10 protein-coding genes are annotated in these 13,172 nt (G+C 48.9%); 2 read left to right on the top strand and 8 right to left on the bottom strand.

From position 1 onward, the window contains the following. Positions 1-91 precede the first annotated feature (91 nt). The gene (locus HMPREF2675_RS08470; protein WP_070814716.1) at positions 92-841 is read right to left on the bottom strand and encodes a Nif3-like dinuclear metal center hexameric protein; all 750 of its coding nucleotides are present in this window, start codon (positions 839-841) and stop codon (positions 92-94) included. A gap of 175 nt (positions 842-1,016) precedes the next feature. Here HMPREF2675_RS08470 and HMPREF2675_RS08465 point away from each other — a divergent pair, with 175 nt between their 5' ends. Then, complete coding sequence (locus tag HMPREF2675_RS08465; protein WP_070814715.1) at positions 1,017-1,943, top strand: LysR family transcriptional regulator; 927 nt, start codon at positions 1,017-1,019, stop codon at positions 1,941-1,943. A gap of 63 nt (positions 1,944-2,006) precedes the next feature. Here HMPREF2675_RS08465 and HMPREF2675_RS08460 read toward each other — a convergent pair whose 3' ends face one another. The 3 genes from HMPREF2675_RS08460 to dnaJ form a co-directional block, all read right to left on the bottom strand. After that, complete coding sequence (locus tag HMPREF2675_RS08460) at positions 2,007-2,666, bottom strand: TIGR01621 family pseudouridine synthase (RefSeq protein WP_070814714.1); 660 nt, start codon at positions 2,664-2,666, stop codon at positions 2,007-2,009. A gap of 1 nt (position 2,667) precedes the next feature. Next, complete coding sequence (locus HMPREF2675_RS08455; RefSeq protein ID WP_049348566.1) at positions 2,668-3,246, bottom strand: TMEM165/GDT1 family protein; 579 nt, start codon at positions 3,244-3,246, stop codon at positions 2,668-2,670. Between the two features lie 297 nt (positions 3,247-3,543). Beyond that, positions 3,544-4,695, bottom strand: a complete 1,152-nt coding sequence (dnaJ, locus tag HMPREF2675_RS08450; RefSeq protein WP_070814713.1) for a molecular chaperone DnaJ — start codon at positions 4,693-4,695, stop codon at positions 3,544-3,546. A gap of 210 nt (positions 4,696-4,905) precedes the next feature. On the opposite strand from dnaJ, the gene leuS reads away from it, so the two are divergent. After that, the gene (gene leuS / locus HMPREF2675_RS08445) at positions 4,906-7,536 is read left to right on the top strand and encodes a leucine--tRNA ligase (protein WP_070814712.1); all 2,631 of its coding nucleotides are present in this window, start codon (positions 4,906-4,908) and stop codon (positions 7,534-7,536) included. Between the two features lie 147 nt (positions 7,537-7,683). Here leuS and merA read toward each other — a convergent pair whose 3' ends face one another. The 4 genes from merA to adhE form a co-directional block, all read right to left on the bottom strand. Continuing rightward, a complete protein-coding gene (gene merA, locus HMPREF2675_RS08440) occupies positions 7,684-9,324 on the bottom strand; it encodes a mercury(II) reductase (RefSeq protein WP_001031935.1) in 1,641 nt (546 codons plus the stop codon). A 28-nt stretch (positions 9,325-9,352) separates the two neighbouring features. Further along, entirely contained in the window at positions 9,353-9,745 is a 393-nt protein-coding gene (gene merR / locus HMPREF2675_RS08435) for an Hg(II)-responsive transcriptional regulator (RefSeq protein ID WP_001863748.1), read from the bottom strand. A gap of 218 nt (positions 9,746-9,963) precedes the next feature. Continuing rightward, complete coding sequence (locus HMPREF2675_RS08430; RefSeq protein ID WP_070814711.1) at positions 9,964-10,218, bottom strand: helix-turn-helix domain-containing protein; 255 nt, start codon at positions 10,216-10,218, stop codon at positions 9,964-9,966. Positions 10,219-10,343: 125 nt separating this feature from the next. Then, positions 10,344-12,959: a bifunctional acetaldehyde-CoA/alcohol dehydrogenase gene (adhE, locus tag HMPREF2675_RS08425; RefSeq protein ID WP_070814710.1), complete on the bottom strand. Its 2,616-nt coding sequence runs from the start codon at positions 12,957-12,959 to the stop codon at positions 10,344-10,346. Positions 12,960-13,172 lie beyond the last annotated feature (213 nt).

Below are 13,172 nucleotides of genomic sequence, written 5' to 3'. Positions count from 1 at the left end.
GAGCCATTAAACAGCGTAATTCTACCTAGTTTGTTGTAATACTCAAAGCATTATTTAAAATAAGGTAAAGTTTTATGATATTGCTCAATACTCAAGCAGGATTGTTTTCATCAAAGTGAACCACTTCGATACCGAATTTTTCTGCCACGGCATCGCCTAAGGCGCGTACGCCGTAACGTTCTGTCGCATGGTGGCCGGCACTGATAAATGCCACACCCGTTTCATTGGCAAGATGATATTGCGCTTCGGAAATTTCACCGGTCAGATACGCATCGACACCTTCGTCTGCGGCCGTCTGAAAAAATCCCTGCGCACCGCCGCTACACCAGGCAATGCGTTTGATTTCGCGTTCAAGATCGCCGATAACGGTCGGCTTGCGGTCAAATACCGCCTCGATGCGTTCAGACAACTGCGCCAATGTTTGCGTGGTTTTCAGACGGCCTGTATTCAACAGGTTTTGCTCGCCGAATTGTTTTTCGAGTACCCAATCGAGTTTCTCGGCCAACTGTGCGTTATTGCCCAGTTGCGGGTGCGCATCCAGTGGCAGGTGGTAGCCCGCCATATTGATTTGGTGTTGCAGCAAGGTTTCAATGCGTGCTTTCTTCCAACCGGTAATCGTGACAGGCTCGCTTTTCCAAAACATGCCGTGGTGGACCAAAAGCATATCTGCCCCCTGCCCTACGGCAAAATCGATTGCTGCTTTGCTGGCGGTAACCGAAGTGGTGATTTTGGCAATTTCTTCTTTGCCTTCGACCTGCAAACCGTTGGGCGCATAGTCCTTAAACAGCCCGATCTGTAAAGTCTCATCACACCAAGCCAGAATTTCGCGGCGTAAAGCCATATTCCGCTCCTTATATCTATCTTCAAAAACAGCTTCGCATTCTAACCGCAAAATCTGTTTATGCCTCAAATTCTTACATTCCGATTTCAGCAATCATTCCCAACATTAATCATTTGCACATCATCATGAATTATTTTAATATACCCCACCTTACCCACAGGCCGTCTGAAAACACATGGACTCTATTATCGAATTGCGTCATCTCAAAACCTTGCTGGCTTTAGAAGAAACCGGCAGCGTTTCCCTTGCCGCCAAACGGGTTTTCCTGACCCAATCCGCCCTATCGCACCAAATCCGCGCCTTGGAAAATTATTACGAAACGCCGTTGTTTGAACGTAAATCCACACCTTTGCGCTTCACACCGGCCGGTATGCGCCTATTGCAACTGGCGCGCGAACTGTTGCCGCAGGTTGCCGCTGCCGAGCGCGAACTAGTGAGGATTATCGAAGGCGAAGCCGGCGAACTCAGGCTTGCCGTCGAATGCCACACCTGCTTCGACTGGCTGATGCCTGCCATGGGCGAGTTCCGCCCGTTATGGCCGCAAGTTGAATTGGACATCGTTTCCGGTTTCCAAGCCGATCCGGTCGGGTTGCTGCTGCAACACCGCGCCGACCTTGCCATCGTTTCCGAAGCCGAGCCGCTCAACGGCATCAGCTACCGCCCCCTGTTTGCCTATGAAATGGTCGGTATCTGCGCAGAAGACCACCCGCTTGCCGACAAAGACGTTTGGGAAGCGGAAGATTTTATCGACGAAACCTTGATTACTTATCCCGTCCCCGACGAAATGCTGGATTTGCCCAAAAAAGTGCTGCTGCCCAAAGGCATTAATCCGCCGCGCCGCCACAGCGAGCTGACCATTGCCATTATTCAATTGGTTGCCAGCAAACGCGGCATCGCCGCCCTGCCCTATTGGACAGTCATGCCGTATTTAGAAAAAGGCTACGTCGTCCACCGCAAAATCACTTCAGACGGCCTACAAAGCAAACTTTATGCCGCCATTCGTACGGAAGATGCCAACAAAGGCTATCTGGACAACTTCTGCCAAATCACGCATGACCGCTGTTTTGCCGACTTGCCGGGCTTGAGCGAATTGGAAATGTAAACTTGAAACAATCAAAAGGCCGTCTGAACAATTTTCAGACGGCCTTTTGAATACACAAAAATTTCACTGTTTCTCTTCGGATTCATCCGAACCCAAACACACCGACAAATCGATTTCAGACGGCCATGTTTTATCGGGAGCAACCCGAATATCGAAATGCTCGCCGCGATAGTCGAAAACCAAACGCCAAGCGTGCAGAAACAGATGTTCCGCCTCATCGCCGCCATACAGCGTATCGCCCAAAATCGGACTGCCTATGCTTTTCATGGCCACGCGCAGCTGATGGGTTTTGCCGGTAAACGGTTGCAACACAAACAGGCGCAAACCGGGCTTCAGGCTTTGGCTGCTGAAACGGGTAACGGCAAAATTATCCTCATCACGCGTCAGCTTCCATGTACCGCGCCGCGAACGCGCCATACCGCCTTTCACCCAGCCCTGCTTTTTCGCCGGCTTGTGCGTACCGAGTACCAAATAAGTTTTACGCATGGTTTTCTCAGCAAACTGCGCCGATAAAGCCGTCGCGCTGTCGCGGTTAAGCGCAAACAGCAACAGGCCGCTGGTGGCTTTGTCCAATCGGTGAACCAGCCACACGCGTTCAACACTGAGCTGCTGCGCCAGCGATGCGGTCAGACAAACATCCCCTTCCGATTCGCTGTGCACCGATACGCCGCAAGGCTTATTGATGACCACAAAGTCTTTGTGTTCAAAAACAATGTCCCACATTTCAGACGGCCTTCAACACGATACCGTCGCCAAGCAGGGTCAAAATACCCAACAGGCAGAACAAGATACACGCGGCAATGCGCACTGCTTTGGCCGGAATTTTGCGCATCAGCATTTCGCCCAAATACACGGCAGGCACAGAAGCAATCATCAAACCGGCAATACTGCCGACCACAACCAGCAGGATAGATTGGTATTTTGCTGCCAAAAGAACCGTCGCAATTTGCGTTTTATCGCCGATTTCTGCCAAGAAAAATAGGACGACCGTCGCCGTAAATGCGCCGTATTTCAGCCATTTGCTGTCAGGATCTTCGTCTTTGTCCGGCAACAGCAGCCATAAGCCGACCGCAATAAAGCTGCCGCCGACCACCCATTTCATGACTTCGGGCGAAATAGCGGATGCCAGCCAGACACCGAGTGCAGCTGAAACAAGATGGTTCAACAGGGTTGCAACAAAGATACCGGCAACAATCGCGTTTTTGTGGGCAAAACGTGCTGCCAAAAAGAGCGCGAGCAATTGCGTTTTATCGCCGATTTCGGCAATGGCAACGCCCAGCGTCGAAGAGAAAAAAGCTTCCATGATTTAAGATACTCAACCGAAAAGCGGGCAAACAAAAAGCGCTGTGCATACCGCCCGCAAGGGTATGGACAACGCTTACGTCTTGCCTGTCTTCCGATAAAGCAGAGAAGATACCGCTGCCACGGCCGCACAAGCCGATTATGTTGACAACGGTTTCGGCATTGCGCCGAATGGCTACTCCCGTAAGAGTGAAGCGCGCATTGTAAGGCAAACCATGGCTTGAAGCAACAAAAAGAAAAACAAAAGGCCGTCTGAAACCTCATTCAATCAGGTTTCAGACGGCCTTTTTCACAGCGATTAATTATCGGAGAACAAATCGCCTACTTTTTCGCCTACTTTTTCCCAAAACGATTTCTTGCGCGGGGTTTGGCTGAGATTGAGACCGGAGGAGATTTTTTCAAATTCTTCCAGCAACTCTTTCTGACGGTCGGTCAGGTTAACCGGAGTTTCAACCAAAATGTGGCAGTACAAATCGCCGGTCGAGCTGGAACGCAGGGACTTAATGCCTTTGCCTTTCACGCGCATGCGGCGGCCGGTTTGCGTTTCTTTCGGAATGTGCAGTTTGACTTTGCCGTCCAAAGTTGGCACTTCGACTTCGCCACCCAATGCGGCAATGGCAAAGCTGATCGGCAGTTCGCAATGCAAGTCCAAGCCGTTGCGCTCAAAAATTTTGTGCTGTCTCACGCGGACATTGACGTACAAATCGCCTGCCGGCGCGCCGTGTTGACCCGGCTCGCCCTCGCCGCTCAAGCGGATGCGTTGACCGTCGTCGATGCCTGCCGGAATGTTGACTTCAACCGTTTTGCTGGTTTTGGTGCGGCCTTCGCCACGGCATTTGACGCAAGGATCTTTGATTTCTTTGCCTGTACCGTGACAAGTCGGACAAGTCTGCTGCATTTGGAAAATGGCTTGGCGGACGTGTACCGTGCCCGAGCCGTGACAGGTCGAACAAGTCGATGCGGATGTACCCGGTTTGGCACCTGAGCCGTGGCAGACATCACATTCTTCGTAAGTCGGAATATTGATGCGTTTTTTCACGCCTTTGGCGGCTTCTTCAAGCGAAATCTCTATGCCGACCTGCAAGTCCGCGCCGCTGTAATCCGGCTGGCGGCCGCCGGCACCGCCGCCGAACATTTGACTGAAAATATCGGAAAAATCGAAGCCTTGCGCACCGCCGAACCCGCCAAAACCGCCGAATCCGCCCGCGCCGCCGCCCATGCCCTGCTCAAACGCGGCATGGCCGTATTGGTCGTACATGGTACGTTTTTCCTTGTCTGACAAGGTATCGTAAGCTTTTTGGACTTCTTTAAATTTTTCTTCCGCTTCTTTGTTGTCAGGGTTGCGGTCGGGATGGTATTTCATTGCCAGCTTGCGGTAGGCTTTTTTGATTTCATCGTCGCTAGCGCTGCGGGCAACACCAAGGGTTTCGTAATAATCTTTATTGCTCATAATTTTGATAGTGTTAAGAATGAATTCAAACTGGGTGGGATATGTGGGCGAGTATCAAAAACTCAAGTCAGTATTTTCAAGGCCGTCTGAAATTGTGCTTTTCCGACATCCAAACATTCAGACGGCCTTTGTCAAACCGACAGGCCCGACAACCTGCTATAATCCCATCTTTATTTTTTCCAACGTTTTCAAGCGAAAAACAGAATGACCATGCAAGAACATTACCAACCCGCCGCCATCGAGCCTGCGGCGCAGAAAAAATGGGACGACGAGCGTATTTTCAACGTCTCCGAAGACGCTTCCAAACCCAAATACTACTGCCTCTCCATGTTCCCCTACCCCAGCGGCAAGCTGCACATGGGGCATGTGCGCAACTACACTATCGGCGACGTATTGAGCCGCTTCAAACTCTTAAACGGCTTCAACGTCATGCAGCCTATGGGTTGGGACGCGTTTGGTATGCCTGCGGAAAATGCGGCGATGAAAAACAACGTCGCCCCCGCCGCTTGGACGTACGACAACATCGAATACATGAAAACCCAGCTCAAAAGCCTAGGTTTTGCGATTGACTGGGAGCGCGAAGTCGCTACCTGCAAACCCGAATACTACCGCTGGGAACAATGGCTGTTTACCAAGCTGTTTGAAAAAGGCATCGTCTATCGTAAAAACGGCACGGTAAACTGGGATCCGGTCGACCAAACCGTCCTTGCCAACGAGCAAGTCATCGACGGACGCGGCTGGCGTTCCGGCGCGTTGATCGAAAAACGCGAAATCCCGATGTATTACTTCAAAATCACGGATTACGCCGAAGAGCTGCTCAACGATTTGGACAAGCTGGAACACTGGCCGGAACAGGTCAAAACCATGCAGCGCAACTGGATCGGCAAATCTCGCGGCATGACCGTGCGCTTCGCCGTTTCAGACGACAGCAAACAAGGCTTGGAAGGCGATTACGCGAAGTTCCTGCAAGTTTATACCACCCGTCCTGACACGCTGATGGGCGCGACTTATGTTGCCGTTGCCGCCGAGCATCCGCTGGCAACCGCCGCAGCCGCCGACAAACCCGAATTGCAGGCATTTATCGCCGAATGTAAAGCCGGCTCGGTTGCCGAAGCCGATATGGCGACGATGGAGAAAAAAGGCGTGCCGACCGGCCGCTACGTCGTCAATCCACTCAACGGCGACAAGCTGGAAGTGTGGATTGCCAACTATGTATTGTGGGGCTACGGCGACGGCGCAGTGATGGCTGTTCCGGCGCATGACGAACGCGATTTTGAGTTCGCTACCAAATACAATCTGCCGAAAAAACAAGTCATTGCCGTCGGCGACAACACATTCGACGCAAACCAATGGCAAGAATGGTACGGCGACAAAGAAAACGGCGTATTGGTCAACAGCGGCGACTTGGACGGCATGAATTTTCAGACGGCCTTCGACGCCATCTCCGCCAAGCTGCAAAGTCAAGACGCAGGTGAACCGAAAACCCAATACCGCCTGCGCGACTGGGGCATTTCGCGCCAACGCTACTGGGGCTGCCCGATTCCCATCGTCCATTGCGAAAAATGCGGCGACGTACCCGTCCCTGCCGACCAACTGCCGGTCGTCCTGCCTGAAAACGTCGTACCCGACGGCATGGGTTCGCCGCTGGCAAAAATGCCCGAGTTTTACGAAACCACCTGCCCATGCTGCGGCGGCGTGGCGAAACGCGAAACCGACACCATGGACACCTTCATGGAGTCAAGCTGGTATTTCTTCCGCTATATGTCGCCCAAGTTCGCAGAAGGCATGGTATCGACTAAAGCCGCAAAATACTGGGGCGCGGTCGACCAATACATCGGCGGCATCGAACACGCGATTCTGCACCTCTTGTACGCGCGTTTCTTCACCAAACTGATGCGCGACGAAGGCTTGGTCAATGTTGACGAACCGTTTGAACGCCTGCTGACGCAAGGCATGGTCGTTTGCGAAACCTACTACCGCGAAAACGACAAAGGCGGCAAAGACTGGATCAACCCTGCCGATGTCGAGCTGACTTTTGACGACAAAGGCCGCCCTGTTTCCGCCGTTCTGAAAGCAGACGGACTGCCAGTCGTCATCAGCGGCACGGAAAAAATGTCCAAGTCCAAAAACAACGGCGTCGATCCGCAAGAACTGATTAACGCCTACGGCGCAGACACCGCCCGCCTGTTCATGATGTTCGCCGCACCGCCCGAACAGTCCCTCGAATGGAGCGACAGCGGCGTCGAAGGCGCACACCGCTTCCTGCGCCGTCTGTGGCGTACCGTTTACGAATACTTGAAGCAAGGCGAAACAGTCAAAGCGTTCGCAGGCAACCAAGATGGTTTGTCTAAAGAACTCAAAGACCTGCGCCACAAACTGCATTCCACTATCACCAAAGTCAGCGACGACTACGGCCGCCGTCAGCAGTTCAACACCGCCATCGCCGCCGTAATGGAACTGCTCAACCAATACGATAAAACCGACACCGGCAGCGAACAAGGCCGCGCCGTCGCTCAAGAAGTATTGGAAGCCGCCGTACGCTTGCTGTGGCCGATTGTGCCACACATCTGCGAAACCCTGTGGAGCGAATTGAACAGCGCGAAACTGTGGGAAGCAGGCTGGCCGACAGTCGATGAAGCCGCTTTGGTCAAATCCGAAATCGAAGTGATGGTTCAAGTCAACGGTAAACTGCGCGGCAAAATCACCGTCGCCGCCGACGCATCCAAAGCCGACCTCGAAGCCGCCGCCCTTGCCAACGAAGGCGCAGTGAAATTCATGGAAGGCAAGCCTGCGAAGAAAATCATCGTCGTTCCGGGCAGACTGGTGAACATCGTGGTGTAAAGCTGATTCGACATTAATTGCTGTAATTAGGAAAGGTCGTCTGAAAACTTGGAAACAGGGTTTTCAGACGACCTTTTTAAGGTAGATTGAGCTGTCTACATTACAGACCTCAAATAACTTAAATCTCAAAATCCTAAAAAAGTTCCCTTAGCCTGCACAACAAGATAATTTCGAAATATCTTTATCGAACGTAAGTGCAACTAATTTTAGCCCTTCAGCCATTGTTAAATATGGTGCTAGGGTTTCTGTTAAATCTTCTATCGTTAAGCCAAATTTAACAGCTAATGATGCTGCATAGATGACATCTCCTGCATTTTCAGATACAATATGAACCCCTAATACTTTTAGTGTTTCTGCATCTGCTACTAGTTTAAATACACCGGTTGTTTCACGGTTTACAATTGCTCTTGGAACAGCATCTAAAGGTAATACAGATGTCTTCACATCATACCCTTTCTCTTTTGCTTGTTCTTCTGTTAAACCAACCGTTGCAACCGTCGGATTCGTAAACGTAACAGCAGGAACTACCGATAAATCTATTTTTTTGTTTAATCCACCAATAGCATTATCAGTAATAATTCCACCTTCATAGGCTGCTACATATACAAATTGTGGTCCTAAAGTCACATCTCCTGCTGCATAAATCTTTTCATTACTTGTTTGACCAAAATCATTGATCAGGATTTCATTATTTTTTCCAGTTTCAACACCTGCTGCACTTAAATTTAAAGAATCCGTATTTGGTTTTCTTCCAGTGGCAACAAGTAACTGATCTGATTCAATGACTTCTCTACTGCCATTTACTGTTACGTAAACCCTTTTTATCTCTCCACTTTGTTCAACACGCTCAAAAGTTGCCCCTTTGACAAGGTTTATACCCTGTTCAATTAACGCTTTTTCAACTGACTCTGAAATCTCAGGATCATACTCCTTTAAAAGTCGCTCACTTCTTTGCATAAGCGTTATTTCTGAACCTAAATGATGAAATAGTTGTCCAAGCTCCATTCCAATGTATCCTGAACCAATTACAGTTAATCGTTTTGGTATTTTCTTTAACTCAAGAAGTGTTGTACTAGTTAAATAGTCCATTTTTTCAAGTCCTGAAATTTGGGGCAACGAAGGCGATGCACCTGTTGCAATTAAAAAGCGTTTTGCAGATAACTTTGCCCCATTGACCTCAACCGTACTAGCATCAACGAATTTTGCTTCACCTTTAATTAAATCAAAATTATATTCATCAATTAAATCCATATATTTTTGATTCCGAAGTTCGCTCACCAATTTATCCTTTTGCGTGATTAAACTAGCTAAATCCACTTCTCCAGCGGATGTTTGTAAACCTATAAACGGATTGTCTTTTGATAAATGATTGATTTCCCCTGCCCTAAGAAGAGTTTTTGACGGAACACAGCCAATATTCACACAGGTTCCCCCAACCGTTCCACGCTCAATCATTCCAACTTTTGCACCGTATTCTATAGCTTTAATTGCCGAAGAAAAGGCAGCAGCACCAGAACCAATAATAAGAAGGTCATAATTGTCTTCATTAATTAACGCCACGTTTTCTAGTGATGATACTTCTTCAATTTCTCCGGCTTGGTAATTTGCTTCATCAATCGCCTTTATTGCACTTTCAACCTCAATATCATCGGGCAGTTCAAATACTGCTTCACCACGACGATAACTAGACTCAATATTTTTAGCACCTATCTTTTCAAGTGCTGATTCTACGTGTTTTTCACAACCCGTACATGTCATTCCTGAAATGTTTACCTTAAATTTATTCATAAAAAAGCTCCTTTCGTTAATTAATCTCTCATGTTAATGTTTCTATTATTGGACACGAATGTAATTGCTTTTCATCTGGACATCGTTGTTTTAAGTCGTCTAACATAGTTTCAATTCGTTTTAAATCCTCTATTTGTTTTTGCACTTCCTTTTGTTTTTTAGAAACAAATTCGAACATATCTTGACAACGAACTTCATCTTTATCTACAACACCAAGTAATTTATAAATCTCGCTTAAAGAGAAACCAAGTTCCTGTATTCGTTTAATAAACCCAACACGCTTAACGTCATCATATGAATATATCCGATAACCAGCTTCCGTTCGGTGAGGTTCTTGTAATAAATTTTTTCGCTCGTAATATCTGATCGTTTCTTTATTAACTCCACATTTATCTGCAAACTCACTAATGCGATAAATCATCTTATTTCACCCCCTGAATATTATAAACCATGTACCATAGTACACGGTCAAGTAAATTTTTTTCCCAAAGTATCACTCGTATGTGATTGATACTTTTATATAATACTATTGATTATCCTAACATCCCACCAGAAAATCCGATTTAAACACCAGTTGTTTTTAAACTATTAAGAAAGTAATTCCACTATATATTCCGAAGACCCAAAAAACCATACGAATCAGTTAGATTCATTATCACAGTTCCCGTCATTAACATAGTCCTTAAAAGTTAAAAGTTCAGGCAAAGAAATATCTAATGCGCTAGCCAAACGAATAAGATTTAATAGGGCGGGGTTACGCTCTCCACGTTCTATCATTCCGATATAAGTCCGGTGCATATTCGCTTTTTCAGCCAATGTTTCCTGACTTAAAGCCTGGAGTTGTCTTAAATGACGAACATGTTTACCAAATTGTTTTAAAATTTCTGATTTCATGATGACTATTCTTAATGTTTGCAAATTAAATTCCACATACAATAAGTATCAACTTTAGTTCTAATACGAAAGGCCGTCTGAAACCCTATAGTCAGGTTTCAGACGACCTTTTTAACTGCCCGATTTTATTCGCCGTAGTAGGCTTTGGTCAGGATTTCTTCCATATCGGCCACCATCGCGAGGCGTGGGTTGGCCGGGGTACATTGGTCTTCAAAAGACATCATGGCCAGCTCTTTTCTGCCGTCGAGGAAGGTTTTCTCATCGATGCCCTGCTCTTTCAACGACATTTTGATGCCAACATTGACCGCCAGTTCATGACAAGCGCGGGCGAAGGATTCGACGCCTTCTGCCGGTGTGCTGCATGGCAGGCCTAAAGTACGGGCGATTTCCTGATATTTCAGGTCGGCTTTGTAGTAGTTGTACTTCGGCCAAGTGGCGGTTTTCTGCGGACGCGTGCCGTTGTAGCGGATGACGTGCGGCAGCAGGATGGCGTTGGCACGACCGTGCGGAACGTGATATTTGCCGCCGATTTTGTGTGCCATCGAGTGGTTGATGCCTAAGAACGCATTGGCAAACGCCATGCCTGCGATGGTTGAGGCATTGTGCATATGCTCGCGCGCTTCAGGATCGGCCGCACCGTGTTTGTAGGAGCGTTCGAGGTATTGGAACACGAGCTTGATGGCTTGCAGAGCGAGGCCATCTGTAAAGTCGTTCGCCAGTACGGAAACGTATGCTTCTACGGCGTGGGTCAGTACGTCCAAACCGGTATCGGCGGTTACGCCTGCCGGTACGGTCATGGTAAACGCAGGATCGACAATCGAAATGGTCGGTGTCAGCGAGTAGTCGGCAATCGGATATTTTTTGTCGCCGTCGCTGATGACGGTAAACGGCGTGACTTCGGAGCCGGTACCCGACGTGGTGGGGATGCCGATAAATTTGGCTTTGCGGCCCAACTCAGGGAAGCGGAAGGCGCGTTTGCGGATGTCCATGAATTTTTGGACGAGGTCTTCAAAATCGACTTGGGGCTGTTCGTAGAAGAGCCACATGGCTTTGGCTGCGTCCATCGGCGAGCCGCCACCCAGCGCGATGATGGTGTCCGGCTGGAAGCTGCGCATCAAATCCGTGCCTTTATAGACGGTTTGGACGCTCGGATCGGCTTCGACGTCGGTAAACAGCTGGATGGTCACTTTGTTTTTGCGTTGATGCAGTTGGTGGGTGATTTTATCGACAAAGCCCAGATCAACCATCGAACGGTCGGTCACAATCATGACTTTTTCGCAGTCTTTCATGTCTTGCAGATATTGGATGGAATCGCGTTCAAAATAGATTTTGGCGGGCACTTTGAACCATTGCATGTTGTTTCTCCGACGGCCTACTTTTTTGATATTTAACAGATTGACTGCGCTGACGTTGCCGCCGACGGCGTTTTTACCGTAAGAGCCGCAACCGAGGGTCAGAGAAGGCAGGAAGGCGTTGTACACGTCGCCAATGCCGCCGAAGGTGGAAGGCGAATTCCAAATCACACGCAGCGCTTTGACGCGGGAGCCGAACGTTTTGACCAATTCTTCATCGGCAGTATGGATGGCGGCGGAGTGTCCCAAGCCGTCAAAGGCGACCATTTCTTCGGCGAACTTCAAACCTTGTTCGGTCGAATCCACCTTAATCATGGCCAAAACAGGCGAAAGTTTTTCGCGGGTCAGTGGCTCGTTCGGACCGACTTCGCGGCATTCGGCGATGATGATGTTGGTTTTTTCAGGTACTTTAAACCCGGCCTGCTCGGCAATCCATGCCGCCGGTTTGCCCACTACCGCAGAATTGAGTTTCGCTCCGCCGCAGCTGGCGCAATTCGCCGTTACGCCGAAGATAAACTCTTCGAGCATGGCTTTTTCTTTTTTGTTGGCAAAGTACACGCCGTAAGATTTGAATTCTTCGGCCAACTCTTTGTAAATCTCTTTATCGGCAATCACCGCTTGCTCGCTGGCGCACACCATGCCGTTGTCGAAAGATTTCGACATCACAATATCGTGTGCCACCTGTTTGATGTCCGCCGTTTTTTCAACATAAGCAGGTACGTTGCCCGCCCCGACGCCGAGCGCAGGTTTGCCGCAGGAATACGCGGCTTCCACCATCGCATTGCCGCCGGTCGCCAAAATCGTTGCCACGCCCGGATGCTTCATCAGCGCGGAAGTGCCTTCCATAGACGGCTTTTCAATCCACTGGATACAGTTTTCCGGCGCACCGGCCGCAATCGCCGCATCGCGCACGATACGCGCTGCATGGGCGGAACACTGCTGGGCGGACGGGTGGAACGAGAAAATAATCGGGTTGCGGGTTTTCAGCGCAATGAGAGATTTGAAAATGGTGGTGGAGGTCGGATTGGTTGTCGGCACGATACCGCAAACCACGCCGACCGGATCGGCAATTTCAGTAATACCGGTTACATCGTTTTCGCTGATGACGCCTACGGTTTTCAAATCGCGCAGGCGGCGCACGACGTTTTCGCAAGCAAACAGGTTTTTCGTCGCCTTATCCTCAAACACGCCGCGTCCAGTTTCTTCCACCGCGTGCATGGCGAGCACACCATGTTTGTCCAGCGCAGCAATGGAGGCTTTGGCCACAATAAAGTCAATCTGCTCCTGATCGAGCTTAAGAAACTCGTCCAATGCCCGTAAACCCTTGTCAACCAGGCTGTTTACCTCGGCTACGGCTGGGCTGACGACGTTGTCGGCTGATGCGTTCATAGTGTATCTCCTTAATAAAAGGTGGCAATAAGATCAATAAATTTTCACTACGATAACTATAGGTAATTTAGTTACATTTTGCTTTGACCTACATCACAAACCATGATTGAACTTTTCAGACGGCCATTTTATCGTTTATTCATTTTAATTCTTTGAAGTATAATATTTTTATCTACGCAAAAACAAAGACGGTTATTCTTCGTCGCTTTCCTC

Source organism: Neisseria sp. HMSC061H08 (assembly GCF_001836795.1).
In the GTDB taxonomy this organism is placed as follows: domain Bacteria; phylum Pseudomonadota; class Gammaproteobacteria; order Burkholderiales; family Neisseriaceae; genus Neisseria; species Neisseria subflava_A.
Note: the sequence above shows the minus strand (reverse complement) of the source record. Positions and strands in the feature narration are given on the sequence as shown.